This window comes from Actinomyces succiniciruminis, from assembly GCF_900002405.1.
In the GTDB taxonomy this organism is placed as follows: domain Bacteria; phylum Actinomycetota; class Actinomycetes; order Actinomycetales; family Actinomycetaceae; genus Actinomyces; species Actinomyces succiniciruminis.
Genome location: NZ_LK995463.1, coordinates 1 through 26,431, shown reverse-complemented (window position 1 = coordinate 26,431; position 26,431 = coordinate 1). Strand labels below are relative to the sequence as shown.

Annotated in this window: 24 protein-coding genes; 12 read left to right on the top strand and 12 right to left on the bottom strand. The window is 67.5% G+C overall.

What is annotated here, in order from left to right; translation table 11 throughout:
- The 7 genes from BN1056_RS00885 to BN1056_RS15020 form a co-directional block, all read right to left on the bottom strand.
- Positions 1-1,124 (bottom strand): ATP/GTP-binding protein (locus BN1056_RS00885; RefSeq protein WP_210578332.1); only part of this gene is annotated, 1,124 nt, incomplete at its 3' end.
- Positions 1,121-2,629, bottom strand: coding sequence for an SCO6880 family protein (locus BN1056_RS00880; RefSeq protein WP_210578330.1), 1,509 nt, complete (start codon positions 2,627-2,629; stop codon positions 1,121-1,123). The genes BN1056_RS00885 and BN1056_RS00880, both read right to left, overlap by 4 nt.
- The gene (locus BN1056_RS00875) at positions 2,616-4,223 is read right to left on the bottom strand and encodes a TrbL/VirB6 family protein (RefSeq protein WP_210578328.1); all 1,608 of its coding nucleotides are present in this window, start codon (positions 4,221-4,223) and stop codon (positions 2,616-2,618) included. The genes BN1056_RS00880 and BN1056_RS00875 overlap by 14 nt, the downstream gene beginning before the upstream one ends.
- Positions 4,224-4,302: 79 nt before the next feature.
- Positions 4,303-5,115: a DUF8175 domain-containg protein gene (locus BN1056_RS00870; protein WP_210578326.1), complete on the bottom strand. Its 813-nt coding sequence runs from the start codon at positions 5,113-5,115 to the stop codon at positions 4,303-4,305.
- A 60-nt stretch (positions 5,116-5,175) separates the two neighbouring features.
- A complete protein-coding gene (locus tag BN1056_RS00865; protein ID WP_210578324.1) occupies positions 5,176-5,907 on the bottom strand; it encodes a DUF8175 domain-containg protein in 732 nt (243 codons plus the stop codon).
- An 89-nt stretch (positions 5,908-5,996) separates the two neighbouring features.
- Positions 5,997-6,296 (bottom strand): hypothetical protein, encoded by a 300-nt coding sequence (locus BN1056_RS00860; RefSeq protein WP_210578322.1) that lies wholly within the window; start codon positions 6,294-6,296, stop codon positions 5,997-5,999.
- Positions 6,296-6,853: a DUF6668 family protein gene (locus tag BN1056_RS15020; RefSeq protein WP_425306090.1), complete on the bottom strand. Its 558-nt coding sequence runs from the start codon at positions 6,851-6,853 to the stop codon at positions 6,296-6,298. The genes BN1056_RS00860 and BN1056_RS15020 overlap by 1 nt, the downstream gene beginning before the upstream one ends.
- Positions 6,854-7,150: 297 nt before the next feature.
- Between BN1056_RS15020 and BN1056_RS00855 the strand changes: the two genes are divergently transcribed.
- The 11 genes from BN1056_RS00855 to BN1056_RS00805 all read left to right on the top strand — a co-directional run bounded on the left by BN1056_RS00855 (position 7,151) and on the right by BN1056_RS00805 (position 18,692).
- Entirely contained in the window at positions 7,151-7,738 is a 588-nt protein-coding gene (locus BN1056_RS00855; RefSeq protein ID WP_210578321.1) for a hypothetical protein, read from the top strand.
- On the top strand, positions 7,738-9,201 hold the full coding sequence (locus BN1056_RS00850) for a M23 family metallopeptidase (protein ID WP_210578320.1): 1,464 nt from the start codon (positions 7,738-7,740) through the stop codon (positions 9,199-9,201). Before BN1056_RS00855 ends, BN1056_RS00850 begins: the two co-directional genes overlap by 1 nt.
- 553 nt (positions 9,202-9,754) lie before the next feature.
- A complete protein-coding gene (locus BN1056_RS14510) occupies positions 9,755-10,708 on the top strand; it encodes an AAA family ATPase (RefSeq protein ID WP_244671427.1) in 954 nt (317 codons plus the stop codon).
- Between the two features lie 55 nt (positions 10,709-10,763).
- Positions 10,764-11,567: a GAD-like domain-containing protein gene (locus BN1056_RS00840; protein WP_210578318.1), complete on the top strand. Its 804-nt coding sequence runs from the start codon at positions 10,764-10,766 to the stop codon at positions 11,565-11,567.
- A gap of 6 nt (positions 11,568-11,573) precedes the next feature.
- Entirely contained in the window at positions 11,574-12,656 is a 1,083-nt protein-coding gene (locus BN1056_RS00835) for a polymorphic toxin type 15 domain-containing protein (RefSeq protein ID WP_210578317.1), read from the top strand.
- Positions 12,657-12,842: 186 nt separating this feature from the next.
- Complete coding sequence (locus BN1056_RS00830; protein ID WP_210578315.1) at positions 12,843-14,216, top strand: MFS transporter; 1,374 nt, start codon at positions 12,843-12,845, stop codon at positions 14,214-14,216.
- Positions 14,217-14,232: 16 nt separating this feature from the next.
- A complete protein-coding gene (bglB, locus tag BN1056_RS00825; protein ID WP_073333550.1) occupies positions 14,233-15,381 on the top strand; it encodes a beta-galactosidase BglB in 1,149 nt (382 codons plus the stop codon).
- Between the two features lie 112 nt (positions 15,382-15,493).
- Positions 15,494-16,330, top strand: coding sequence for a 5-dehydro-4-deoxy-D-glucuronate isomerase (gene kduI, locus BN1056_RS00820; RefSeq protein WP_108965302.1), 837 nt, complete (start codon positions 15,494-15,496; stop codon positions 16,328-16,330).
- A gap of 38 nt (positions 16,331-16,368) precedes the next feature.
- Positions 16,369-17,166 (top strand): gluconate 5-dehydrogenase, encoded by a 798-nt coding sequence (locus tag BN1056_RS00815; RefSeq protein ID WP_210578313.1) that lies wholly within the window; start codon positions 16,369-16,371, stop codon positions 17,164-17,166.
- A gap of 147 nt (positions 17,167-17,313) precedes the next feature.
- Positions 17,314-18,072, top strand: a complete 759-nt coding sequence (locus BN1056_RS00810; RefSeq protein WP_210578312.1) for an IclR family transcriptional regulator — start codon at positions 17,314-17,316, stop codon at positions 18,070-18,072.
- A gap of 38 nt (positions 18,073-18,110) precedes the next feature.
- Entirely contained in the window at positions 18,111-18,692 is a 582-nt protein-coding gene (locus BN1056_RS00805; RefSeq protein WP_210578311.1) for a class I SAM-dependent methyltransferase, read from the top strand.
- A 438-nt stretch (positions 18,693-19,130) separates the two neighbouring features.
- Here BN1056_RS00805 and BN1056_RS00800 read toward each other — a convergent pair whose 3' ends face one another.
- The 5 genes from BN1056_RS00800 to BN1056_RS00780 form a co-directional block, all read right to left on the bottom strand.
- Entirely contained in the window at positions 19,131-20,315 is a 1,185-nt protein-coding gene (locus tag BN1056_RS00800; protein WP_210578310.1) for an AI-2E family transporter, read from the bottom strand.
- Positions 20,316-20,415: 100 nt separating this feature from the next.
- Complete coding sequence (locus BN1056_RS00795) at positions 20,416-20,886, bottom strand: response regulator (protein ID WP_073333530.1); 471 nt, start codon at positions 20,884-20,886, stop codon at positions 20,416-20,418.
- Entirely contained in the window at positions 20,883-23,081 is a 2,199-nt protein-coding gene (locus BN1056_RS00790) for an ATP-binding protein (protein WP_210578309.1), read from the bottom strand. Before BN1056_RS00790 ends, BN1056_RS00795 begins: the two co-directional genes overlap by 4 nt.
- Positions 23,078-24,517: an SLC13 family permease gene (locus BN1056_RS00785; RefSeq protein WP_210578308.1), complete on the bottom strand. Its 1,440-nt coding sequence runs from the start codon at positions 24,515-24,517 to the stop codon at positions 23,078-23,080. The genes BN1056_RS00790 and BN1056_RS00785 overlap by 4 nt, the downstream gene beginning before the upstream one ends.
- 290 nt (positions 24,518-24,807) lie before the next feature.
- Positions 24,808-25,719 (bottom strand): alpha/beta fold hydrolase, encoded by a 912-nt coding sequence (locus BN1056_RS00780; RefSeq protein WP_210578307.1) that lies wholly within the window; start codon positions 25,717-25,719, stop codon positions 24,808-24,810.
- A 38-nt stretch (positions 25,720-25,757) separates the two neighbouring features.
- On the opposite strand from BN1056_RS00780, the gene BN1056_RS00775 reads away from it, so the two are divergent.
- Positions 25,758-26,225, top strand: coding sequence for an S-ribosylhomocysteine lyase (locus tag BN1056_RS00775; RefSeq protein WP_244671426.1), 468 nt, complete (start codon positions 25,758-25,760; stop codon positions 26,223-26,225).
- Positions 26,226-26,431 lie beyond the last annotated feature (206 nt).

Sequence of the window (26,431 nt, the reverse complement as noted above, 5' to 3'; positions counted from 1 at the left end):
TCGACCATGCCGCGGCCGGCGCGCAGTGCCCGCCACAGCTCGTCCAGGATGACGAAGTAGTGACGGCGCGGCTCCAGACCGGCGTCGGCCAGGGCGTTGGCGACGTTTACCGTGCCGAAGCCGGCCGACCAGCAGGCCAGGAGGGTGGCCGCCTGAAGGTCCATCTCCGAGTCGTCGATCGCGGAGACGTCGTATACGACCGGTGCGTCGCGTCGCATGGGGTTGGTGGTGGGCCGGGCGAAGGTCTCGCCCAGGCGGCCGCCGCCCACCAGGCCGATCAGGGATGCCTCCAGGTTCTCGGTGATCGCCTGATAGCGGGCATCGTCGCCACGGTCGAGCGCAACCGCGCGGACCTCCGCCGGCCCGTCCTGGATGACACGCAGCAGGTCTCCCAGGACGGGTACGCCGTCGTGGTGGGCATCCAGGTATTTCAGCGCCCGGTCAATGATCGTCTCCTCGCGATCGGTGGGCGGAGAGGAACGCAGAATGGTGAGCAGGGCGGAGACCATGGTGTGCCGGCGGCCGTGAGCGTCGGCGAGTACCTGTGCGGCCTCCCGACTGTATCCGGCCTGGCGCAGCCGAGCGGCCGCCTCGCCGGCCTCACCCGGGTCGAGGATGTTCAGATAGCCGCGGCCGCGCCCGAGGGTGATCACCTGCCCTCCCAGCGCCTCAATGAGGTCCACGTAGTCCGGCTTGAGGTCACCCAGCACCAGTGGCATGACGCCGTAGCCGGCCAGGCCGGTGGCCATACGACGCACAATGGTGGACTTGCCCAGTCCAGGCTTGCCCAACACGAATGCGCTCGGGTTGGAGATGAGCTTGGCGCGCTGGAACCAGGAGATCGGATCGCAGCACAGGGTGGCGCCGGTGTGGATGTGGCGTCCGAGAGGCACCCCGACCATGGGGGTACCGGTGCCGATCGCGTAGGGCCACAGCCCGCACACCTGCACGGTGGTGCCCCGCCACTCGTCGGCCGCCTGAACGTAGCTGGAAGACCCACGGCCGCGTCCCAGCCAGCCGCGCATGGGCGGCCGCTGCGGGCGCACTTCGCGCTTGCTCTTCGTCTGCTCCCGCTTTCCCTTGCTGAATTTCTTGCGCTGCTTGCGCGGTGATCGCTTGCTCATAGCTTGTCCCTCAATTCGGCCGGGACCTTGATGTGCTTGGGCAGCACCAGCCCCAGGGGCAGGGCCGCCGCGAACGCGGAGTCCTGCGAGCCGTACACGGGTCGCAACCGCAGCCGGGCGGTGGCCGCCAGGTTGTCGATAGCAGCGCGCGCGTCGGCCTCCCGCTCCCGGTCGGCGACGGTTGCCGTCACCAGCATGCCGAACTGCGTCAGGCCCGCACCGGAGGCCTCCTCCTGGGCGGTCGCCGCAGCCGCCCGCACGGCGAGGCTGTCGCGGGCCGCCGGCTTGTCCGTGGACGTCATCCGAAACTCGGCCGCACGCAGATCCGCCTCCACGATCGCGGCAGCTCTCGCGGCGTCAATGGGCCGGTACAGCAACGTGACGCGCTTGCGGTCGATGTCCCGGTGCGGGGCCAGCAGCCGCGCAAGGATGCCCGACTGCACGTTGCCCCGCGGGGCCTGGGTCATCGCCCAGGTGCACGAGTAGGCGCTGTCATGCCGATAGCCGTCCCATGAGGCCTGGGTGGCGGTGGGGCCGACGTCGGGCCAGGAGAGCTCCGGTACCTCCCCCGCCGCATGCGCCTCATCAATGAGCACCGCCGCGGCCGGGTCATAGGCGATCCGGATGACCTCGCACAGCTCCTGGGCGGACAGCGGGTGGGCGGCGCCCGCGCCGGTGGCCTGCAGTCCAGCCGTCAGCCCGGGCAGACGCGCCGCCAATTCACGGCCCATTTCCTCCGCCTTCCGCTTACGCCCGCCAGATCGTGGTGCCGCACTGAAGGTGACGGCGACGAAGGCCCGCACGGTGGAGGAGCCCGCGGGATAGCGGTCGACGACCTCCCGGAGCATCTCTCGGGCGAATGCGGGCGCCTCCGAATCAACGTTGGTGCTCACTTCCCGGCGCAGCCTGGTGCCCGAATCGGGTGCGGTCTCAATCGTCACCGAGGCGGCCTCGATTCCGGGCTCGTCTCCCAGATTCGCCAGCCAGTGCCCCCAATCCGCGACCCAGATGTCGATCTGTTCCTGGTCCACCAGCGCCGCGCCGTCGGGCTCGGCACCGATGACCACCGAGTACGAGCCGGTCGCCGGTGTGTACAGCAGCGCGAACTTGCGTCCGTAGGAATCCATGTGCTCGCTCAGCCGGGTGGGAGCAGCAAGACCGGGCAGCTGGTAAGTGCCCCACAGCGTGCGCCCCAGCGGGCCCGAGCGGTAGATGGTCAGGCCGCGCGAGCGCGCCGACCACCAGGCGATGCGCGCCCCGCTCCGGGAGACCAGGCTCTTGCCGTGGGCGTCTTTGGTCAGCACCGCCAGCATCAGCACGCCCAGCAGCGCGGCAACTCCCAGGGCGTGCAGCAGGTCCGAGACCATCACGGTGATCACCACGACGATCAGCCCGGCCAGCAGCAGCCCGGTACCCACCGAACCGAGACCGAGGATTCCAGGGGATGCGGGCCGCTGCCAGTTCCCGTAGGTTCTCGGTCCGGTACGCGTCTCAACGGCTGCCATCCGGCCCGCCTCCTTCACCGGTTGCTGCATCACCGAGCGACTGCGCCGCACCCACCGCGGTGTCCATGGCCTTCTTGCCCGCATCGATAGCCACGCCCGCGGCGATGCCGATTGGGCCGGCCGCCGCACCTGCTGCGGCCGCCCCGCCACCGGCAGCGGCTCCACCGGCGGCAGCACCGCCTCCGGCCGCCGCTCCACCACCGGCGGCACCGGCGCTTCCGCCTCCCGCGCCCGCCGTACCTGCTCCCTTGCCTCCGGCGGCGCCGGTACTGCCGCTCTGTTTGCCGCCGGACGTCCCGGTCTGCTGTGCTCCGGCAGCTTGTTGCTGCCGGTTGCCGTCTCCCTGACCGCCACCGGTTGGCGCCTGCGTAGAGGTACCGGACTTGCCGTCTGTACCGCTTCTGCCGTTCGCTCCCGAGGCGCCGTCGGACCCCGAGGAGCTGCCGGAGGCCAGGCGACCCAGCTGGGCAGCGCCGGTGGGCAGCGCAACCATGGCACCGGCGGCCAGTGCACCACCACCGGCACCCGCGGACAGTGATCCGACCATGGGCGTGACGAAGCGCATGAGCGCAGGCATGGCGAACAGGGCGAGGATCATGAGCATGAGACCCGTAAGCACAGCCAAGAGCCCGGTACCGTCATCTTTGAACACGTCCGTACCGGCCAGCTGGAAGGCGGCGGCGTAGATGATCGCAGCTGCGGGCTTGTACAGGATGAAGGCCACCAGCCAGGACACGCACTTCTTGAACCAGCCCTTGCCCATCTCCGTGTTGGTGAAGGATGCCGCCAGCGGCAGAATGCCGGTGAGAATGACGAGCATCCCACCGCGGGCGACCATGAGCACCACCTGAAATGCGGCGGCTAGTACGGCTACCAGACCGAGAATAATGATGAGCATGGGTCCTAGGGAGCCCGTTGCCGGATTCGCGGTAAGCGCGAGTAGCGTGATCATGTTCTCGCCGAAGCACGTCGACCCCTCCTCAGAAACGGTGCAGTCCAGGGAGCTGTTGATAATCCACGTCGAGAACAGGTCGGCCGACCGGATCAGTATGCTGACCACAGTCACCCCGGCACCCGCGACCACCACGAGCGTCAGCAGACTCTTGACCACCTCGCGTCCAGGCTCCGCACGCTGCTCCCAAGCCATCCGCGCGCCGCCGACGATCACAGACAGGATGGCCGCCGCACCCATGTACCACCACAGGGAGGACTGCAAAAACAGCACCGCGCCACCGACGCGATTCGGCCGGGTCGGCATAAGCCCACTCACCAGGGCGCTCGCGCCGGATATCAACACGACCGCGCCCAGGATGAGACCGACCCTACCGACGGCCATCACACCATCGCCGGCCCGCATACGCGCGGCGATCATGGCGCCCAGTATCAGCAACGAGAGTATTGCGATCGCAAGACTGATCCACACCACATAGTCCATCACCCTCTCGAGCCTAAGACTGTTCGGGGGAATCTCGTCTGCGGAGATGGCGGAGTCAACACCACCGGAGTCCGTCAAGTTCGGCGTTCCAATATTGACCCAGATCGTACCCACGGAGGCGATCGCCTTACCGAACGCTTCGAGCACGGAGGTTGCCATGTTATCGATCGCATTACCAACTACGGTTGCTACACCGTCACCAATGCAGCTTAACGGATCTCTCCATCCACATGCCATGTCAAGCCCCCCAGGCAATATACCCCGAGGCATCGGGAATAGTTGCAAAGTCAAACGGTGCACTCACGCTGGCGTCGATCTTCCAATCTCCGTCCTCCCAAATAAGGGAATAGATGATCGATGCAGTGATGATTGATCCTTGGGCGGAACCTGACGCAGAAAGATCAACCCTTGCACTACGGCCGTCGTAAGCGAGCAAGCGGAATCCCGTGATCTCGAGCCGAACACCCGTGGAATCTGACGGTGTATCAACTTCAGCCATCAGTTGGTCATGAAACTCACCCTGACTAAGGGCGTAGTAAGCCCATGCGGCGGAGGTCTCAGGGTCGCTGGCTGCGGCAAGTGCATGAGCCGCCGCGAACACCGCCCCCTCGGGCGATCGTTGGAAGCAATAGCGATAACCGGAATCAGCGGTCGCACCGGGACCATATTGCTCAGAGACGGGATAGGCGACGGTTCCTTGGTAATCCCAGTAGTCGACATCGGGCGCCTTCGCAAGGCGCGCCTGCTCCGTGACTTCACCGGTCAGCCCGCACACGCTCGTACTGACCGAATCCACGTTACTTGGCGTTGAGATCTGGGCTGCAGAGGACGCTGGCGCCGACGTTGTCGATGCAGTCGATGCGCTCTCCGGTGCGGGATCATCACGCAGCACGTTAGTCACGCCCACCACGATTCCGAGCACCGCGATCAGCGCGACGACCAGCGCTGCCGCAATGAAGCCAGGCCGACCGAACGGACCGCGCTCGTTGTTCCCAGTGCCGCTGCTTTCGTTTGTCATTACATTGACTCCTTGCTGATCGTTTTGCTTCACGCGGACAGGATTTATGGGTTTCCGCGATCTACCAGGCTCATCCTCGGACCAATGACGTCATCACGCAGCCATAGCTATATATCCGGCTACGCTCGGAATCGTGGCGACATTTATAGGCGCAACGGGATCGTCCACAACTAGTTTCCAGTCTCCGTCTTCCCAGACTAATTCATACACCATCGACAGGTACACAACTTGCCCATTGACACTCCCGGTGACCGCCACGTCGACTTTCGCATTCTGGCCATCATAGGAAAGTAACTTGAACCCTGATACTTGAGTTCGAGTACCTTGAGTCGATCCTGTACCACCTGAGTTGTCGTCGATATCCTGCGACAAGAGTTCCTCGCGCGAATGTCCTTCGGCAAGAAAGTACGTCATCCATGACACAATATCGGAGTCAGACGCGTCTCCATGCGCGACCGCATTCGCCGCTGCGAATACTGCCCCTTCGGGCGAGTGTTGGAAGCAGTAGCGGAAACCGCCCTCCTCGTCGGTTGCGCCGGGACCGTATTGTTCGGATACGGGATACGCAGTAGTACCCTGATAATCCCAGTAGTCGACATCGGGCGCCTTCACAAGGCGGGCCTGCTCCGTCACTTCACCACTCAGACCACACACGCTCGTGCTGGCGGCACCGGCAGTATCGGTATCCTCGGAGCCGGCCTGCTCCTCCGCCGCCGTCACGTCGGCTGACGCGACGGCGGGTGTGTCCGTCACCGGGGCGGCGGACGCCGACTCATCCTGCGTACTGCTTCCGCAGCCGGTGACGAGCCCCAGCATTATCACCATGGCGACTGCCGGCGCCGCAACGCGTCCCAACCGAGCCCGCCGGTGCACCGATCCGCTTCCCTCGGCTACCACTTGCCCCGCCCCGTCTCTCAGCCAACGAGGAAGCCGACGAGCGACGCGGCCGCAGAGATCACGATCACGCCTCCGAGCGCCATCCCGATCTTGCCGACGTGCTCTCCGCCCTCGCCCCGGCGGGACTGGATCGCCATGAGAGCGCCGGCGGCGAACAGGCCGAGGATGCACACCGCCAAAGCGATCCACTTGGCCCATCCCATGATCGAGGTGAATCCCTCGGTACCCGGCGGCTGCACCGGGTCAGGATCGGGCAGATCGAACGGCAGCGACAGCACGACCTCGGTCACAGCCTGTGTTGCATGCGCGAAAATCATCAGTGTTCCTTTCGTTCGTTGGCGCCATCGGCGTCCACATCGGTTCCGTCAATGAGAAGGTTTAGGTCTTTGATGAGGCGGCGCACCGCCCGTGGAGACTCCGTCGGCGCAGGCGGCTCCCCCAGCCGCCAGGGTTCTACCCAGGGCAGCTGCCAGACGCGGGGCGCTCCCCCACCGACCACCTGCGCGAGCTCACGCAGCGGTCGTGGGAGACGCCCGGGGGCGTCGGCAATGATCACCAGCCCGAGGAGGTCGACATGAGGAACTGCCCCCGCCGCCCACTGGGTCACCGCACTCTGCGCCGCCTGCAGTCCGTAGGCGCTTGATCTCGCCACGAGCACCGCTCGCGCACGCTCATCGGTCGGCGGACGGGGCCAACAGTGCCCGGCACTCCGCCATTCGGGTGCGAGCGCCGACAGCGTCGACTCACCGGCTCCTCCATGCGCGCCCACCCACCACAGCTCAGCGCTTCCCGGGCGGTCACAGACCGGCAACAGATCCCGCTCGGGTGCGGATACGTTGTCCTGCGGGGCTGCAGGGCCGGTAAGTGGTGGCATCTCAACCGAGACCGGGGTGTCCGGCACCGGTTCCGGCTCTGGCGATGAGAGCCACGGGTTGGCGGTTTCTGGCACAGGGACGTGTCTCCTCGGTAATGGTTCGACCCCTGCGGGTCGGCTGTTGCACAACGACTGTAGATGCACACCACGATAACAACAACATTGACAGGTGTGGTTCGTTGTTGTTCCCTATAGCTGGCCGTTACCCAAGTAATGTAGCGTCCTCGCGCGCCGACCAGCATATGGACGGCTCCGGCGCGGCCAGGATCATTCGCGTGACTACGGGAGGCTTTCGGCATGAGACGACTGACAAGAACGGCTTCACGCTGGGCGCTGACGGTCACCCTACTTGCAGTCGCGGCCTCCGGCTGCGGTACCGAGACTCAGCCGGAGGGAACGGCCGGCTCCGCACCGGCCACACCGGCGGCGACGGCTCCTTCGGGAGCCGCGACCGACATCGCGCGTCCTGATCCGAGCCTGTTCACGCTCGCTCCCGAAGGCTCGGTGAACGAGGACACGGGTCAGACCATCTCCCCCGATCCCGCCGTGTGGGATGAGGAGTCGCGCGCTGCCGCCATAGCAGCGGCCGAGGCCGCTCTGGAGGCGTTCGCGCACCCGGAACTGGACTACGACACCTGGTGGGCGGGTCTGGACCCGCACCTGACTCAGGAGGCCGCCGAAGCCTACGTCTATGTCGATCCGGCGAACATCCCCGTGCACGAGCTGACCGGCTCCGGAACCATCATCGAGGATGCCAGCGCCTATGTGGCGACTGTGAAAATCCCCACCGACGCCGGCCGCTACGATGTCTTGGTAATACGCACCAGCGGGAGCGCCCCTTGGCTGGCGAGCCGCATAGTTCCGGTCGAAGAGGCCGAGCAGTAGTGGACCAGAAGTCAACGACCACTCTCATCATCGTCGGTCTGGTGCCGGCGATGGTTCTGTTCCTGATCATCAGTATTGTGCTGCTGGGCGGAGACGATGACGCAGACGCCTGCACCCCGGTAAGTTCGCAGGCGGGTGGCACCGTCGACATCGACTCGGTGCCGGAGGGGCCGATCGCCGGATACGGCCACGAACAACTCGTCAACGCCGCCTACATCATCCAGGCCGGACACGACCTCGGGTTGACCACACGAGACCAGACCATCGGCGTGATGACCGCCATGGCCGAATCCGGACTGACGGTGCTCGATCACGGCGACGCAGTGGGCCCGGACTCCCGCGGTCTGTTCCAGCAGCGCGCCAACGGTGCCTGGGGCAGCGAGGCAGACCGGATGGACCCGTTCACCTCCGCCACCAACTTCTTCAAGGCCCTCCTGCGCATTGAGGAACGTGAGTCACTCGAACCGACCCTGGTTGCTCATCGCGTCCAAGCCAACGCCAATCCTTATATCTACGAGAACTACTGGCCGGCCGCCGTCGCCGTCGTCGAGGGTCTCAGCGGCGTCCAGGGCATCAATGCCGGTGAGGCGCAGAACTCCTCCCAGTACACCCTCGGCGACGTGCAGCCGCAGACTGCAGTCGTCGCCAACAAGGTGGGGCCCATGTTCGGCATCAAGACTGTCGGCGGCTACCGCGACGCGACGAGCCAATACGATGACATGACCTACGGTCACCCAGCCGGGCGCGCCTTGGACTTCATGATCAATGACATCGACGACGGCAAGGCCGTGGGGGACCGGTTGGCCGCCTACCTGCAGGAGAACGCCGAAAGTCTCACTGTGTACTACATCATCTGGCAGCAGCGAATCTGGATGGCCGGGGACCCGCCCGACGCCTGGACGCTGATGGAGGACCGCGGCAGCGACACGCAGAACCACATGGACCACGTACACCTGTCGCTCGACGTATCTGGCGAGGTGAGCGTGCCCGCTGCAGACGACTCCTGCACCACAGAAGACAACACAACTACCAGCACCACGGTGAGTCAGGACGGCTGGGCCTCGCCCGGTGCCGGTCCTATCACCAGCTCATACGGCATGCGAGTCAACCCCGTTACCGGAGTGAACAAGCTTCATGCCGGCACCGACCTGGGAGGCGGCGGATGCGACGGCCCGATCTGGGCCGCCCAGTCCGGCACCGTCACGATGGCGAGGATGGAGTCGGGCACCGGCACCATCGTGATCGACCACGGCGGCGGGGTGGAGACTGTATACCTGCACATGTACGCTGGCGGAATCCTGGTCGGCGCAGGAGACAAGGTGACCGCGGGCCAGCAGATCGGACTGGTGGGCTCCTCCGGGAACTCAACCGGATGCCACCTGCACTTCGAGGTCCACCTGGACGGCTCCCCCACCGACCCGGTGCCCTACATGGCCCAGGTCGGGATCACTCTCGGTGAATAGTGAATGGAACGGAGACACGACGATGACTGAACAACCGCAACCCGCCGACTGGCCGCGCGTGGAGGCCCGTATCAACGCCGACGGCACTGCGGACGTGCTCATCGGCGGGAGGACGCACCAGATCGCCGCCGGCAGTATTGACGCCGCCCGTCCGCAAGTCATTGCGCTCGTTGCGCAGCATGCGGCACAGCTTGGTCGTCCGCTGCGAGCCGTGACCAACGATCCGGACGGCCAATGGCCCCTGATTATTCACGCCGACGGCACCGTCGAGAACGACCCAACCGCGCCTTCCCGTCCAAGCCCGCCGAACCAGAACCCGCCGGAACCCGCGCCTCGGGCGCCATCTACCGACCGCACTGAGCCCATACCGCAGCCGGAACCGGAGCCTCAGCCACAGGCCTTCCAGCCGACCGGTCCGTCTGTATCCCCATCCGCACCTTCTGTGGACAGCCCTATCCAACTCGCCTCCGCGTCTCCACAACCACAGGCGCCGGTCATGCCCGCGAGTCCACAGCCCGAAGTGCTCGGCACTGTTCCCCCACCGGCGATAGCGATGACTGCAACTCCCGTCGACCACCAGCCGGCACCCGAGCCCCGGCAGTCGTTTCTTGTGCAGGAGCAGACCGAGGAGCCCGCGACGCAGGGATGGCGGGGAGTTGTCGCACGGCTGGGAATCCGCGTGGGCCCGAGCGAAGCCGAGCGTGCCGAGCGAGCCGACGTGCAGGCCGTGAGCCAGCATTGGCCGGGCCCGCGCACGATCGCGATCGTCAACGCCAAGGGAGGAGCCGGCAAGACCCCGACCACCGTGCTGCTCGCCGCAGTGTTCGCCCGCTACGGCGGCGCCGGCGTGCTGACCTGGGACAACAACCAAACCCGGGGAACCCTGGGATGGCGCACCGAGCAGGGCCCGCACGACGCCACCGTCCTGGAACTGCTGCCCCAGGTTGACAGGCTCCTGGGCACCGGCGCTCAGTCCGCCGACCTCGCCCACTTCGTGCATCACCAGACCCGCGACCGCTTCGACGTGCTGCGCTCCAAGCCCACCGTCCTGTCCGCAGACCAGCGCGTGGACGCCTCGGATGTGGACGCCATTCACCAGGTTGCCTCCAAGTACTACCGGCTGATCTTCGTCGACTCGGGCAACGACGAGTCCGACCCCATGTGGCTGCGGATGATCGACCACACCGACCAACTGGTGGTGGCCACCACCACCCGCGACGACCACGCCGAGGCCGGAGCCCTACTGCTTGAGGCCCTCACCAGCCGGGACCAGCACGGCGCCGACCTAGCGAGCCAGGCGGTGGTTGTAGTCACCCAGGCCGATCCCCGTGCCAGCCGCAGCGATATTGAACGGGTCGTAAACGGCTACCGCGACTTGGCGCGCGAGGCACGAACCATCCCCTACGACCCCGCCATGGTCGACGGCGTACTCCGCTACGGATCGCTCCGACCGGCTACGCGGCGGGCCTGGCTGGCGGCCGCAGCGGCGGTGGCACGGGGCCTGTGAAACCCGGGACAGCGAGGAGCGCGTTATCGCTTCGGTATCGGTTAGGGTCGAGGTCATGAAGATGGACAAGGCCGCCCGTCACGAGGCGTGGCTGCACGCCACCCCACAGTGGGTGGACATGAGAATGGATGATGCCCTGGAATACCGGGGCTGGTCGCCGATGGGTGTGGGCCAGCCGGCCAGCGAGCAGCACTTGGACCGGTTCAAGGACGTGCTGCCGACCTCGGTTTTGCAGTTGTGGCGCCGCTTCGGCTTCGACGGCTTCGGCCAGGGCCGCTGGTGGTTCACCGACCCCCTGGAATGGCAGCCAGTAGTGGACGCCTGGCTGGAGGACACGCCCATCCCGTTTCCGGAGCAGCAGTGGTGGTGCCTGTCCCGCTCCGCCATGGGCGACATGGAACTGTGGGGGGAGGTCTCCGGCCCAGCACTTACCATCACCCCCACCCTGGGCTGGATACGACCACACGCCAGAAGCGCAGGCAAGATGTCCGACCCGGTGATGCGCGAGCGCATGGGCTGTACCACCCTGACCTCACCGGAAGATGACCTTGAGGATGATGACACCGGTGAGCTGCTGGTGGACTGGGCGATCGAGCACCTGGGCACCCTGGACCCAGGCCAGGTCTATGGGCTGACCCCCGCCTACTGCTTCACCGGCAAGGCCAGCACCAGCCAGGTCGGCATTGAGGACGCCACCGCGCACCTGACCTTCCTGGCCCAGGCCCAAGAACACCAGCTAGTGGAGGACTTCTCCGACGCGGTCACCGGCATAGCCGCAGGCATCGCCGCCGACAGTCAAGGTGTCGGCAGCCAAGACCGCTCTGCAGACCAAGACGATACCGACGCCTCGGGAAACTAAGTCTTGATGTCCCCACACCCCAACAACCCCAGCCCTGCCAACAACGCCGTCCCGGGCTTGGTGGCTGCGGATATGTTCACCCCGGGGCGTGCCGGGGACAGGCGGGTGCTGGTGTGGGAAGGCACGGTGGCGGCGCCGGCGAGCCCGCTGCCCTGGCACTCGAGCACCCCGGTGGAGGTCTTCTTCCACACCGGACACGGCCCCGCCACCCAGGCGCTGCCCCAGGAGTTCACCCGCCAGCTGGACCGCCAACTCTCAGCCCTGTCCCTGCTCAGTGTCCAGCGCCTGCTGGAGGGCATCCGCACCTACCGCACCCAAGGCCGCCAACCCAACTCCAACACCACCAGGAAAGCCCGTAAGAACTTCATGAAAGACGTCATGCGCGAACTGGTGGACGAGTATGACTTCTCCGAGCAGGATGCTGCGGACAAGCGCGATGAGATCAATGATGCGCTGGTGGTGCTGCACGAGTCCGACCAGGTCACCTTCGGCCCCTCCCAACCGGGAATGAGCGTGGGCGGCTACCCGTCGGTGGGGTACGAGCCGGTCAACTCCTCCGTCGGCTCCCAGGGCAAGCCCATGTCGCGGGCGCTGGAGGAGGCCGCCCAGGCCGTTCCCGCCGAGCGGCGCGCCGGCGTACGCATCCTGATACGAGCAGTACTCACAGACAGCCCCGAACTAGCCAAGCAGCTGCGCAATGGCCAGGCGGTCTTGGAACCCCGCTCCCAGGCACAGCGGGCGGCCATCAGCCCCAGGGCACCACCCTGGACCCCAGGCAAAGTCGCCGCCGACATCGCCAACAACACCACCCCCTGGCAGCCGCCCACCTCGCCGCAAACCGGGACACCGCCCTCACAAACACCTGACACCCAGCCCCGCCAGCAACCCGACCCGGCCGCGCCAACCCCACGGCCCTCGCCGTCGGCGTCCAGTCCCGGCTGGGACCCCGACAAGTCCGCGGCCCTACGCCGCGCATCCTTCCCGCACCCAGCCTCAGCCGCCCTCCGCAAACCACCACCCCACAACCACACCCCCGCCGCCAGACCCCACACCAACCCCCAACAACCCCACCCAGAACTAGACCGCTGACGCAGCACACCCGGACCACCGAACAGCCACAGCGCTGCCCTTCATGGGCTACTGGCGCCTGGGCCGGGCCGAGGGCTGAGGTCGAAACTGATGATTGACCCGGACGGGACCCGTTAGTAAGGTTGAAGTGGTGATACGCACGATTCACCATATGAAACAATGGAATGATTGACGGAAGGTCGAGCAATGGCGCTTGCACCGGGGTCCCATGACACCCACAAAACCGCGGCGGACACCGCCGCGCACGACGAGGAAGTCCGCGTCAACACCCGTCGGGCCGCAATGAGCGGCTGGATCGGGAGCGCACTGGAGTACTACGACTTCGCCCTCTACTCTCAGGCCGCGGCGCTGGTGTTCCCCGCGGTCTTCTTCCCCGAGGGGAATGCGAGCGCCGCACTCATCGCCTCGCTGGCCACCTATGCGGTCGGCTACGTGGCCCGCCCCGTGGGAGCAATCGTGCTCGGCGCCCTGGGTGACCGCCACGGGCGTAAGCGGGTGCTGGTGTGGGCGATGCTGCTCATGGGCTTCTCCACCCTGGCGGTGGGACTGCTGCCCACCTACCAGCAGGTCGGCCTGCTTTCCCCGCTTCTCCTAGTCGTGCTACGCCTGATCCAGGGATTCGCAGTTGCTGGCGAACTGGGAGGCGCCAGCGCGATGATCGTCGAGCACGCCCCGGACGAGAAGCGCGGCTTCTTCGCATCCTTCAGCCTCCAGGGCACCCAGTTCGGCTCCATCTTTGCTACTGGTGTAATGCTTCCCCTGGCGGCGTTCCTCGGCGATGACACCTTCGCCGCCTGGGGCTGGCGCATACCGTTCCTACTCAGCGCCTTGGTGATCCTCGCCGGCTACCTGATCCGCCGCCACGTCCAGGAGCCGCCCGCCTACCTACAAAGCCGCGACGCGAAGCGCTCGGTGCGTGAGCGCTTCCCCGTCGTCGAGCTGATCACTCGCTACCCGCTGCTGACGCTGCGCTGCATTCTGATCATCTTCACCAATGTCATCGGCATGACGACCCTCGTATTCGGCGTCTCCTACGGCACGAACGACGCCTACGGCATCGGCTTCACCAGCTCGGACATGCTGTGGGTGACCCTGATCGCGAACATTGTGGCCGTTTGCACCATCCCGGTCTTCGGCGCGCTGTCGGACCGGATCGGCCGCAAGATCTTCATGATTGTCGGCACGTTGGCCGGAGGAGCCCTGTCCGGCCTGTACCTTGTGGCAGTTCAGTCGCACCACCTGGCGATGGTATTCGTCATGGTAATCATTGTCCAGGGCATCTGCTTCCAGATGTGGAACGCCACCTTCGCCACCTTCTTCCAAGAGCAGTTCCCCATGCGCATACGCGTAACCGGATTTGCCGTCACCCAGAACATCGGACTCATGCTGGCGTCATTCTTCCCCACTCTATTCACCTCGATTGCCCCTCCGGGCACCGCCAACGTCCCCCTGGTGATCGGCGCCACCACCTTCGTCATCTGTCTGATCTCGGCCGTGGCCACGGCGCTGACCGCCGAGACCCGCGGACGCACACTCGCCGAACTCGAAACCACGAACTGAAGGAGGCGCAGCACCCATGGCACCGAAGATCTGGCCGGTCAAGCACTCCAAACTGCTGCGGGCCCCGGACCGATTCATTTCCCGCCCCGAGCTCCACGAACTCATCGCTCGCCTTACCGACAACCTCATCAGCATTGAGGACCCCACCGGTGAGTTCCTGCTGCGGCTCGACGACGGCCGCGTGATCGACACCAAGGGCTGGGCGACCGGCTGGGAGTGGACCCACGGCATCGGCCTGTACGGCATGTGGCAGTACTACGAACAGACGGGCGAGACCCGCATGCTCGACATCATCACCCAGTGGTTCGAGCGCCGGCTCGCCGAGGGCACCACCAAGAACGTCAACACCATGGCGCCCTTCCTCACCCTGGCCAACCTCTACGAGTCGACGGGGCGCCGCTCCTACCTACCGTGGCTGGAGTCGTGGGCCGAGTGGGCCATGCGCGAGATGCCGCGCACCCCGCGCGGCGGCATGCAGCACATGACCCTGGCCGAGGAGAACCACCACCAGATGTGGGACGACACCCTCATGATGACGGTGCTGCCCCTGACCCGCATCGGCCTGCTCCTGGACCGCCCGCAGTACGTCCGGGAAGCGACCTTCCAGTTCCTCACCCACATCAACTACCTCACAGACCGGCGCACCGGACTGTGGTTCCACGGCTGGACCTTCGACGGCGCCAATAACTTCGCCGAAGCCCGCTGGGCAAGAGGCAACTCCTGGATCACCATGGTGATCCCGGACTTCCTGCAGCTGGTCGACTGGCCCGCCGACGACCCCGTGCGCAGGTTCCTCCTCGAGACGCTGCGGGCGCAGGCGGACGCATTGGCCCCGCTACAGGACGCGTCGGGCCTGTGGCACACGCTGCTGGACGATCCCGACTCCTACCTGGAGGCATCCGCGACGGCCGGCTTCGCCTACGGCATCCTCAAGGCGGTGCGGCTCGGCTACATCGACAAATCTACCTACGCGCCGATCGCCGAGCGCGCCGTCCGCGCAATCGTGGACAACATCAACGACGACGGCGAGCTCATGCAGGTCTCCTTCGGCACCGGGATGGGCGACTCCCTCCAGTTCTACCGGGACATCCCGCGCACATCGATGCCCTATGGTCAGGCCATGGCAATCCTGTGCCTGGCCGAGTACCTGCGCACCTACTACTGACCGAATTCAGACCCACCTCCGATCTAACTCCGATCCAACTCAGACCGCACCGCAAGCGCACAACCATCATCCACCGAACCAGCCCGTTATCGCACTGAAGGAGCCAGACGCCATGGAACAGCGCTACGCCACCAACCCCGAGCAGATCCCCGGATTCGACACCCAGGACCTGCGCGACCGCTACCTGATCGAGCAGGTCTTCGTTCCCGGTCAGGTCACTGCCGTCTACACTCACCAGGATCGGATCGTCCTGGGCGGCGCCGAGCCTGCAGGCCACGAACTGTCCTTGCCGACTTTCGACGAACTGCGTTCGGACTTCTTCCTTCAGCGGCGCGAGATGGGGGTGCTCAACGTCGGTGGCGACGGCGTGATCACCGTCGACGGGACCGCCTATGAGATGCCATCTACCGCCTGCCTGTACATCGGACGCGGCGCCCGCGACGTCGTCTTCACCGATGCGCGCCCCGATCAGGAGCACGGCGCACAGTTCTACCTGTTCTCTGCCCCCGCCCATGCGGACTATCCCACCACGCTTGCGCTACCCGGCGAGGGCACGGTGCGCGAGCTCGGCGACCAGAAGACCTCTAATCGCCGCACACTCACCCAGTACATCCACGAGGGCGGCATTCGCTCCTGCCAGGTGGTCATGGGGTTCACCCGGCTGCACGAGGGATCAATGTGGAACACCATGCCGGCCCACACTCACGACCGCCGCACCGAGTGCTACCTGTACTTCGACGTTCCCCAAGATGCACGTGTCTTCCACATCATGGGCGAGCCCGAACGGACCCGTCATCTGGTCGTCGCCGACCGGCAGGCCGTCATCTCGCCGTCCTGGTCGTTGCACTGCGGGGTCGGCACCGCCGCCTACACCTTCGTGTGGGCGATGGCTGGGGAGAACCAGTTCTTCGACGACATGGACGCGCACCCTGTCACCGAGATCCGCTGACAGCCGCATACAAGAAGGACGGGAAGGACGGGATTGTTATGCCTGATTCGATTTTCAGTCTCGAGGGGCGCACGGCGCTGGTTACCGGCGCGGTCTATGGCATCGGCTTTGCCATCGCCAAGGCGCTCGCCGACGCCGGCGCAACCATCGTCTTCAACGCCCGCTCCCAAGAGTCGGTGGACCGGGGCCTGGCAGCGTATGCCGCGGTGGGGATCGACGCACACGGTTACGTGTTCGACGTCACCAATGAGGAGGCAGTAGACGAAGCCGTCTCGACGATCTCCAATGCCGTAGCCCCCATCGACGTCCTGGTCAACAACGCCGGCATTATCAAGCGCATCCCGATGACGCAGATGAGTGCCGCCGAGTTCCGTCAAGTGGTGGATATCGACCTCACCGGTCCGTTCATCATGTCCAAAGCGGTGATCCCGGCGATGATCGAGCGGGGCGGGGGCAAGATCATTAATATCTGCTCCATGATGTCCGAGTTGGGCCGCGAAACAGTATCCGCCTATGCCGCCGCGAAGGGTGGACTGAAGATGCTCACCCGCAATATCGCCTCCGAGTACGGCCAGTACAACATTCAGTGCAACGGTATCGGTCCGGGCTATATCGCTACGCCGCAGACGGCCCCGCTGCGCGAGCGCCAGGCAGACGGATCACGGCACCCCTTCGACCAGTTCATCGTCGCCCGCACCCCGGCCGCTCGCTGGGGCGACCCGGCGGACCTGGCCGGCCCGGCCGTCTTCCTGGCCTCTCGCGCCTCCGACTTCGTCAACGGGCACGTCCTGTACGTCGACGGCGGCATCCTCGCCTACATCGGCAAGCAGCCCTGATCGGGGCGTCTCGGCGGCGTCAGCTCCGCACGGACGGTAGACTGAGTGTGTTTCATTGCATCAAACAGACCGTTCAGCTCGCAGAATTATTGGAGAAGCGCCATGCCCGCACCAAATCCGAAGCCCATCCGGACCGGGCGGAAGCCGGTGACGATCGCCTCGGTAGACAAGGCGCTCGCGGTGGTAGAGCACCTGCTCGCCGTCGATGCTGAGGGCGTTTCCCTGAGCAGGCTCGCCGTTGACACCGGTATCAACAAGTCGAGCCTGCACCACATCCTGGCCACGCTCAGGCAGCGCCGCTGGGTGGAGCAAGACGAATCCGGAAGGTACCGGTTGGGTCCCATGACCGGCCGCATGGCCACTTGGTGGACGAGCGCGAACCAGGCCGCATCCATGCTGCACCCGGTGCTACTGGCGATCTGCGAGCGTACTCATGAGCTGGTGCACCTCGGGCGACTGTACGAGCGCGATGTCGTGTATCTGGACAAGGTGGAGCCGGATCGTCCGGTGCGGGTCTGGTCGCGCATCGGGCAGAGCGCCCCGGTGGCGACAACGGCCATGGGACGCGCCATTCTCGGCGCCCGCCAGCCGTCGGCCGCGGAGGTGGAGACGTGGGTGAGCCTGGTCCCCGAAGCGTCCGCGGAGTTGCGCGGGCGGCTGACCGAGGAGATGCAACGGGTGCGATCCCACGGCTACGCCATTGAGATCGGCGAAGACCGCCCAAGCCTGGCCTGCGTGGGTGTTCCGCTCGCCGTTGCCGGGGTGCCGGTACTGGCCATCTCGGCAACCATGCCAGTTGAACGCGCGGATCTGCCACACCTGCGGCAGATCGCAGACGTCATCCACGAGTGCATCGCCGCCGCCGACGTCGAGGGCATAAGCGTGCCCGTGACCCTGGCGGACTGACCGGGGCCACGCACTGCCAGTAACGGTAGGGTGGCGACATGAGCGTTGTGGGACCGTCATCGTCGGCCATGCTCGGGCGGGAGCAATGGCAGCGGCGGGTCCTGCCCGCTCTGAGCGGCACGATCCTTGACATGGGCGCGGGCAACGGAACGGCCGCATCAATGCTGCATCCCGCGGTCCACTGGCTGGCACTAGAACCTGCGCCGGGGCGTAGGTTAGCGGCCGCAGTGAACTCCAGACCCCGCTCTCAGTTGCTGACGGCACCCGCAGAGCGGATACCCGTGGAGGACGCCAGCGTCGACGCGGTCATCTGTTCCACCGTTCTGTGCTCGGTGTCCGACCCGGAGCTCGCCCTGACCGAGACCGTCAGGGTGCTGCGCCCCGGGGGCGTGCTGGTGTTCTACGAGCACGTGGCCGCCGCGCCCGGGTCGACTGCTCGCCGCATCCAGAGGTTCGCAAGCCCGATCACCCGCCTGCTTGATCACGGATGCGACCCGTGCCGGGACACGGCCGACACAATCAACCACGCGGGCTTCTCCCACGTGCACTTGGAGGCGCCGCATGTTGACGGGGTGCTGGGCCGACTCACGCCGTTCATTCACGGTCACGCCGAGCGGTGAGAGGCGCCTGCGTCAGTTTGGACCGCCCTAAACGCACTCCCAGACGGTCCAAGCGCAGGAACGCGGCCCAGCTGAAGGAACCCGGTCCAAACCGGGGAGGTTGACGCCAGGCCCCCGCGACACGCCGGCCAAAAGCACCACGCCAGAACCACACACATTCGCTCCGATAACCCGAAGATGGCGAGGCCCTCGGACCGGGGTGGACCCGGCCCGAGGGCCTTCGTCAGTGAGGGGCTCCGCGCCCGGGTTCCCACATCCGGGGGAGCGCCCTCCTTCGCCGGAGCGTCCGACCCGAGCTCCCTAGTACCCGGGGCGGCCTCGAACCGGACCGGTCATCGGGTTCCCCAACCCTCGCGGCCCGCCTCGTCCGGCGGCACAGCCCATATAACCCCCCACGTCTGAAAGCCCACCGCGGTGAACCTGTGAAAACCATGGGAATCAGGAGCCGGCGGCATCCTCGGCCGCCGCCGACCGGGCACCGCCGTCCGGCTCGGAGTCACCGTCGGCAGGCCCGGTGTCACCGTCGGCAGGCTCCTCACCGACTTCCGCACGCGCCGCACCGTCGTCGATATCCGCGTCGCCGGCCGCCAAGAACACGTTGATCCACCGCGAGCGCGGGTCCGAGTCCACCAGCAGCGCCTTTACGAACAGGGTCAGCGGCACCGCCAGGATCGTGCCGAGCGCCCCGATGACCTGGCTCCAGAACAGCAGGGACAGGAACGTCGTCGTCGTGTTCAGGCCGACCGCGTCGCCGGTGAACTTCGGCTGGATCAGCGACTGGATGACGAAGTTCAGCACGCAGTAGGCCACCACCACCCACAGGGCCGTCCACGGCCCGGAGGCGACCAGCGCGATCAGCGCCGGCGGAATCACGCCCAGGAGGAAGCCGATGTTGGGGATGTAGTTGGTGATGAAGGAGACCACGCCCCAGGTCACGGCCATCGGCACATTCAGGATCCACAGCGCGATGACGTCGAGCACCGCCACGATCAGGCCGAAGATGGTCGACACCAGCCAGTAGGAGCGCACCGAGCCGGCGAAGCCGTTGAGCGCATCGGCGATGCCGGGGCGCAGGCGGCTCAGGGTGCGGGAGCGCACCTCGATGCGGGAGGTGTCGAACATCAGGAAGACGACCGTCAGCCCCATGACGCTGAGCACGGAGCCGGCGCTGGTGACCTGCCCGAGCAGGCTCTGGGCCAACGAGACGATTCGGCTGGTATCCATGGACTCCGACACCTGGTCGATCAGGGCCGTCTCGTCCACGCCCGCACGCTCCAGCAGGGCCCGTATGTTGTCCCAGATCGCGGCGAACTGCGCCGAGTACTCGGGCAAGGTGTCGATCAGTTGCAGGATGGCGACGGCCAGGGCTGCGAACAGGCCGATGACGAATGCGAAGATGATCAGGATGGCGACCAGGGCCGACACCGGGCGCGGCACGCGGTGGCGCGTGGCCCAGGTGACCAGGGGGCGCACGGTGATGACCAGCGTCAGCGCGAAGAAGGCGGGCCCGAAAAGCGACCCGATGTAGTACATGCCGGCGCAGACGACGACGAGTACGGCGATGACAACGGCGATGGACTCGCCCTGGGTGCGGCCCGATGCGGCTCGGCTTACCTCACTCATGCGCCCATCCTGACACGGCGCCCTCCTCCGGCGCCCCCGACGCGGCGGCCACCCGGGCAACCCCCAGTCACGGAGCCATAACAGCCTCGCCCGGGCTGCGTCAGCGCAACGCCTCCAGGGCCCGCACCCGGTCGAGGGCGCGCAGGTGCGGCAGCGGGTCGATGCCGGTCTCCAGCACGAAGTCGGTGAGTTGGTCGCGCACCACCTGCTGCAGCCGGGCCGGGTCCCAGGGCTTGGCAATGTAGTGGTCCAGCCCGGCGTCGTTGACGGCACGGATGGTGTCGGCCTGGTCGGCCTGCCCAGTGACCAACACCTTGCGGGCGGCGGCGGTGCGCGCATCGGTGTTCATCTCCACCAGCATGTCGACGCCGCTGCGGCCGGGCATGCGATGGTCGGCCAGGACCAGGGCGAGCAGGTCGCCGTCGTCGTCGATGTCGCCGACCGCCTCCCAGGCGTCGGCGACGTCCTCGGCCGGCTCGATGCGCACCGTGGCGGCAAAAGGGGCCAGATCCCCGACGACGGCGTCCCGGACCTCCGGCTCATCCTCAACGACCAGGATGGCGAGTTTCATGGCTTCTCCTTCGGGGAGCGTGAATGCTTGCGCGCCGGTTTACGCGGCTTCTTCCGGTCCGGGCGCCTGTCGGCCTGGTGCGGTCGCGGCGGCGGTCCCGGTGGGCTCTCGGGCGGGAGGCCCGCGGCCGTCACGGTCGGGTGGGCGGGCAGCACCACGGTGACCCGGGTACGGCCGGGCTCGGAGTCGACCTTGATCGAACCGCGGTGGGCGTCCACCACGCTCTTGGCCAGCCCCATGCCCAGCCCCAGCCCGAAGCGCACCTGGCCGTGCTTGGTGGTGAAGCGGGGTTCGAAGATGCGCGGCAGGACGTCCGGGTCGATGCCCGGCCCGTTGTCCTGCACCTGCACCCGCACCCCGCCTGCCACCGGCGCGATGCGCACCTTCATCCGGCCCGGGCGCGTCTTCCGGCCGGCCGCGGCGTCCGCCTTCGCCTGGGCGGCCAGGGCATCGGCGGCGTTGGCGAGAACATTGGTCCACACCTGTACCAGTTCGCCGGCGTGGCCTGGCACCGCCGGCAGCGCGCCCGGGTCGGCCGGGTAGTCGCGTTCGATCTCCACCCCCTCCAGCCGGTGCGCGGTCAGCCGCAGGGCGTCCTCAACCACTTCCCGCAGGTCCACGTCGAGCATGTCCTCCCCGTCGGGGCGCACATAGGTGGACAGGCTGGCAACGAGGCCGCTGATGCGGTCGGTGGCCAGGCGCATGTTTCGTTCGGCGCGGCCGATGGCGGCGGCCGCCTCGACGGTGGCCAGGCGTGCGGGGTCGGCGGCCAGCGCGCGGACGGTGTGGGGATCGCCGTCGGCGTCCATGCCGGCCGCCACCAGCCGGCGGGCCAGTTCCCGATCCCCGACCACCTGCTCCAGTCGTTTGCGGGCGGCGCGCTCGGTGCGCGTGGAGGCGGCCGGTCGGGTGCGCGCGTCGGCGACCACGGTCGCGATGAGCTCGCCGTCGGGGTGGGTGGCCAGCACGGCGGCCAGGTCCGCGCTCAGGTGGTCGCCGGCGCGTTCGAGCGCGGCCACGGGGTTGTTCAACTCGTGGGCGACCCCGGCCGCCAACTCCCCCAGGGTGGCGAAGCGCTCCTGTGCCAACAGCTCCAGGCGGGCCTGTTCCAGCGCGGTGAGGGTCTCCTGCACCTGGATCCGCTCGGCGTCCAGCGCCGCCGCCAGCTCGATCTTCTCCACCTGCAAGACCTCCGAGCGCTCCAGCCGCTTCGTCAGGGAGCGGATGATCAGCGCCGCGAGCACCTGCTCGGTGACCGGGTTCTCCCGCAGCGCCCGGTCCAGCTGCTCGATGGACAGCAGGATGAGTTCGACGTCGGTGGTGGTCGTGGCGGTGACGAAGGCGCGCCCGTGGCTGGCCAGCGACACCAGGCCGATGATGCGGCCGGTGGTGGCGTGGTGAAGGGTGACCTCGCCGACCCGGGTGTGCCGGGTCAGCGCCACCGATCCGCGGACCACCACGTAGACGCCGTCGACGGCCTGCCCCTGGTGGGTCAGCCGCACCCCGGCCGGCAGCTGCAGGCGGGGGCGGGGACCGAGGACCTGCTCGCAGGCGGCGATGAGCTCGGCGGTCAGGGCGTCGGAGTGGTGGGTGAGTGCCTCCAGCAGCGGGGAGTGGTCCAACCCGTCGCCGTCGCGCAGACGACGGGGGTCGTCGTCGGGCAGGCGGTCGCGCATCCAGCGGCGGATCTGCGCCCGGGCGCGCTCGCCGATGGCGCCCGGCGTCCAGGGCACGGCGATGACCTCGCGCACCAGGTCCTCGTCGATGGCGCGGCCCAGGTCGTGCAGTTCGGCCCGCTCGGTCAGCAGCACCAGCCGGGCGGTGGCCAGGGCGGGGTAGTGGGCGACGGCGGCGGCGACGTCGTCGAGGCTGCCGACCTCGTCGGTGGCGATGATCAGGGCCACCGACGCCGGCGCTACAGCCGGGGCCGCGAACGCGGAGGAGTCGGACGCGGCGGGCGCGGCAGCGCTCGCGGTGGGGGGCGAGCCCCGAGCGGCGTCGGAGCGGCCGGTACTCGCCCATCGGAACAGCTCCGCCAGGGTGCGCACACGCACGACGTCGGCCAGCGCCCGCACCGCCGGCGTGACCTCGTGGGCGGCCTGGGTGCCCAGCGACGTCGGGGAGACCACGGCCACGACCAGCCGATCGGCGGCGTCGACGGCGGGCGCGGCGTCGGACGGGGGCGCGATGCTCATAGCATCCCCATCGCCGACCACAGCGCCGGCATCAGCAGCACCAGCACCGCCGTGCCGGCGATGCCGACGATCAGGCCGATCTTGGCCATGTCGCCGGTGGCGATCTCCCCGGTGGCGTAGGCGATCGCGTTGGGCGGGGTGGAGATCGGCAGGCTCATGCCCAGCGAGCAGGCCAGCGCCAGCACCACGGCGATGGTGACCGGCTCCAGGCCGCCGACGCTCGTGGCCAGGCCCATGGCCAGCGGCACCAGCAGGTTGCAGGCCGCGGAGTTGGAGATGACGTTGGACAGGGCCAGGCCAAGCGCACCCATGAGCACCACCACCGCGAGGGCCGGCATGGAGGTCCAGTTGAACAGGTTGAGGATCCACACGTCCAGGCCGGTGGCGCCCACGCCGTCACCCAGCGCGATGCCGCCGGCCACCAGCCACAACACATCCCAGGACAGCCCGGCCAGGTCCTTGCCGGTCATCACCCGGGTCACCAACATGGCCACGATCGCCATGAAGCCGATCACGTTGGCGCTCAGGCCGTGTAGGGACTCGGTCATCCACGCCAGGATGGTCACCGCAGCGATCACGTAGAACATGACCGCGCGGCGGTCGGTGTACCACTCGGCCCGCATGTCCAGCTTTACGGCGAGCCCGCCGGGCAGGAACACGGCGCAGATCAGCAGCCAGGCGCCCAGCAGGATGACCAGCATCAGCGGTATAGACATCATCATCCAGTCCAGGAAGCTGACCGCGTGGCCGGCCTCCGCCAGGGCGCCCAGGGCGATGGCGTTGGGGGGTGTGCCCACGGGCGTGCCCATGCCGCCCACATTCGCCGCCACCGGGATGGACAGCGCCAGGCCGGTGCGGGGGCGGCCCTCGGGGAGGGCGCCGAGCACGGGGATGACCACGGCGAACATGGTGGCGGTGGTGGCCGTGTTGGACATGAACATGCTCAGCACCGCGGTAATGATCATGAGCCCCAGCACGGTGCGGCGCGCGGAACCGGTGAAGGGCTTGATCAACACGGCGGCGAGGTTCTTGTCCAGGTGGAACTTCTCGGCGCCGTCGGCGATGAGGAAACCGCCCAGGAACAGCACAATCACGGGGTTGGCCAGGGCCGCGAAGAAGGAGGAGTAGGCGGTAGCGTCCGCGGGGACGGGCAGGACGGCCTGGTCCGAGATCAGCAGCACCTCCAGTCCGATCACCAGGACGGCGGTGGCCACCAGCGGGATCGCCTCGGTCACCCAGAAGACGATGGCCAGCAGGAAGACCGACAGCATCCGCTCGCCCAGGGGGTCCAGGTCCGGGACGTCGACGAGGAACGGCGCCACGAATACGGCGATGCCGATGAGTATGCCGATGATCTGCCTGCGGTTGAGCGGCTCGAGGCGATCGGGGGCGCCGGGGCGCGGACGATTGGCGGCGGGACGCGTGCGCGCGGGCATGGCTCCTCCTCGTGGCACCCGGTGCCGGTGTCCGGGGGTGTCCCCGACGTCTTTGCCGGGTAGGGAAAGCCTATGTGATGCGCGGCGCAAATGCCCAAAGCGGCTACCGCCCACGGCATTGGTGACCGGACCGCAAACCTCCTGACCGTGCGAGGCGAGCGCGCGACCAACCTCCCCCGTGAGCCCGGCCGCCGCAAGCCTCCCGACCGTTCGAGGCGAGCACCTCGCCTGCTTGTCTGCGCACGGCGTGTCCACGCATCGTCGGGGGAGGAATGCCGCCGCTCCGGGGCTCAGTGCAGCAGCCGCTCCAGCCAGGGGTCCACGGCCGCCCAGAAGCCATCGGGGCGGGTGCGGCGCACGTCATGGCCCGCACCGGGTACGAGCGCGGTCTCGACGTGCGGGTTGGCGATGCGGTCGAGCAGGTCCAGGCCCGCGGGACCCACGCGGGCCGAGCCGGGGCGGTCGCCGGTGACCAGGAGTGTGGGCACCGTCAGTGCCGCCATTGCCTCCTCCCATGGCACCGGTGGCGCGACCACGCCGGTGTCCAGCAGCGCCGGGTCGACCCGCTGGCTCGCCCACACGCCGGCGACGGCCTCGGCGACGGGCATCTCCGGGTCGGCCAGGGCGCGGGCCACGGCACCGGGCAGATCGGCGAGCTCGACCGCGCGGGCACGCTTGCGGGCGGCGCCCCGCTCCAGCAGCTCCTGCGGCGTGCGACTGCCATACCGCGCGGGGTCCAACAGCACGGCCCCGGAGACCAACTCCGGGCGCCGGAGGGCCACCACCATGGCGGTGGCCGCCCCCATGGAATGACCGATCAGGACCGGACGGCGACCTGGGTCGGCGGGCACTGATCCGTCCCGACCGCCGGCGAGGTTCCCGGACCCGGCCCCGGTGGATAGCGAAGGACTCGGCTCCCTACCGACCTCGCCCGAGGCGGCGGAGGGAGTCGGACGCAGTTCCTCCAGGAGGTCGATCACGTCGTCGACGAGCACGTCCCCGGCCCGAGCCAGCTGCGCCGGCGTCCAGCGCGGGGACAGGCCGTGGCCGCGGGCGTCGGCAGCGACCACCCGGTAGCCCCGGGCCACCCAGTGGTCGATGGCGTCCGCCTGGGAGACGGCGGAGCCGGTGATGCCGTGGAGGAGGATGAGGGTTGGGGCGTCGGCGGGGCCGGCCACGATGCGGGCGAGGGGCAGACTCATGTCGCCATTCTTGCCCGGAATGCGGCTAGCCTGAAGTCATGACCAAGCACCGTATGAACGTGGAGTCCTTCAACCTCGACCACACCAAGGTGGCGGCGCCGTTCGTGCGCATCGCGGACCGCAAGCGGCTCCCTGGCGGCGACGAGCTGGTCAAATACGATGTGCGCTTCTGCCAGCCCAACCGGGATCACCTGGAGATGCGGGCCGTGCACTCGATCGAACACCTGACCGCCGAACTCATGCGCAACCACACCGACCGGCTGATCGACTGGGGGCCGATGGGATGCCAGACCGGGTTCTACGCGCTGACCCTGGGCTTGGAGCCGGAGGAGTTCCTGCCACTGCTCGAGGCGACGTTCCGCGACATCCTTGAGGCGACGGAGGTGCCGGCCGCCAATGAGGTCCAGTGCGGTTGGGGCGCCCACCACTCGCTGGAGGCCGCCCAGGAGGCGGTCCGCGGCTTCCTGGACAAGCGCGATCAGTGGGAGACCGTGTTCGCGAGTTAGCGTGCGGCGGGGCCCATGCACGAGCCTCTACGTGTGCGCGTCCGGCTAACCCGTGCCTGCTTGGACCGCCGGGCTGCGCTTGGACCGCCCCAGACGCACTCTCAGGCGGTCCAACCGCAGATACGCGGTCCAAGTAGGGGGCCCGGGACAGGTGCGGGCGCAGTCGGCGCTCGTTCCCGTGCGTGGCGGCCCAAAGTGTCCAGGAT

What these genes read in the sequence shown, in the direction of transcription:
- BN1056_RS00815 (WP_210578313.1), top strand. Translation starts at nt 16,369, where the DNA reads ATGCCTGATTCGATTTTCAGTCTCGAGGGGCGCACGGCGCTGGTTACC.
- kduI (WP_108965302.1), top strand. Translation starts at nt 15,494, where the DNA reads ATGGAACAGCGCTACGCCACCAACCCCGAGCAGATCCCCGGATTCGAC.
- BN1056_RS00835 (WP_210578317.1), top strand. Translation starts at nt 11,574, where the DNA reads ATGTCCCCACACCCCAACAACCCCAGCCCTGCCAACAACGCCGTCCCG.
- BN1056_RS00785 (WP_210578308.1), bottom strand. Translation starts at nt 24,517, where the DNA reads ATGCCCGCGCGCACGCGTCCCGCCGCCAATCGTCCGCGCCCCGGCGCC.
- bglB (WP_073333550.1), top strand. Translation starts at nt 14,233, where the DNA reads ATGGCACCGAAGATCTGGCCGGTCAAGCACTCCAAACTGCTGCGGGCC.
- BN1056_RS00860 (WP_210578322.1), bottom strand. Translation starts at nt 6,296, where the DNA reads ATGATTTTCGCGCATGCAACACAGGCTGTGACCGAGGTCGTGCTGTCG.
- BN1056_RS15020 (WP_425306090.1), bottom strand. Translation starts at nt 6,853, where the DNA reads ATGCCACCACTTACCGGCCCTGCAGCCCCGCAGGACAACGTATCCGCA.
- BN1056_RS00830 (WP_210578315.1), top strand. Translation starts at nt 12,843, where the DNA reads ATGGCGCTTGCACCGGGGTCCCATGACACCCACAAAACCGCGGCGGAC.
- BN1056_RS00775 (WP_244671426.1), top strand. Translation starts at nt 25,758, where the DNA reads ATGACCAAGCACCGTATGAACGTGGAGTCCTTCAACCTCGACCACACC.
- BN1056_RS00795 (WP_073333530.1), bottom strand. Translation starts at nt 20,886, where the DNA reads ATGAAACTCGCCATCCTGGTCGTTGAGGATGAGCCGGAGGTCCGGGAC.
- BN1056_RS00865 (WP_210578324.1), bottom strand. Translation starts at nt 5,907, where the DNA reads ATGGTGATAATGCTGGGGCTCGTCACCGGCTGCGGAAGCAGTACGCAG.
- BN1056_RS00790 (WP_210578309.1), bottom strand. Translation starts at nt 23,081, where the DNA reads ATGAGCATCGCGCCCCCGTCCGACGCCGCGCCCGCCGTCGACGCCGCC.
- BN1056_RS00855 (WP_210578321.1), top strand. Translation starts at nt 7,151, where the DNA reads ATGAGACGACTGACAAGAACGGCTTCACGCTGGGCGCTGACGGTCACC.
- BN1056_RS00880 (WP_210578330.1), bottom strand. Translation starts at nt 2,629, where the DNA reads ATGGCAGCCGTTGAGACGCGTACCGGACCGAGAACCTACGGGAACTGG.
- BN1056_RS00805 (WP_210578311.1), top strand. Translation starts at nt 18,111, where the DNA reads ATGAGCGTTGTGGGACCGTCATCGTCGGCCATGCTCGGGCGGGAGCAA.
- BN1056_RS00780 (WP_210578307.1), bottom strand. Translation starts at nt 25,719, where the DNA reads ATGAGTCTGCCCCTCGCCCGCATCGTGGCCGGCCCCGCCGACGCCCCA.
- BN1056_RS00840 (WP_210578318.1), top strand. Translation starts at nt 10,764, where the DNA reads ATGAAGATGGACAAGGCCGCCCGTCACGAGGCGTGGCTGCACGCCACC.
- BN1056_RS00800 (WP_210578310.1), bottom strand. Translation starts at nt 20,315, where the DNA reads ATGAGTGAGGTAAGCCGAGCCGCATCGGGCCGCACCCAGGGCGAGTCC.
- BN1056_RS14510 (WP_244671427.1), top strand. Translation starts at nt 9,755, where the DNA reads ATGACTGCAACTCCCGTCGACCACCAGCCGGCACCCGAGCCCCGGCAG.
- BN1056_RS00875 (WP_210578328.1), bottom strand. Translation starts at nt 4,223, where the DNA reads ATGGCAACCTCCGTGCTCGAAGCGTTCGGTAAGGCGATCGCCTCCGTG.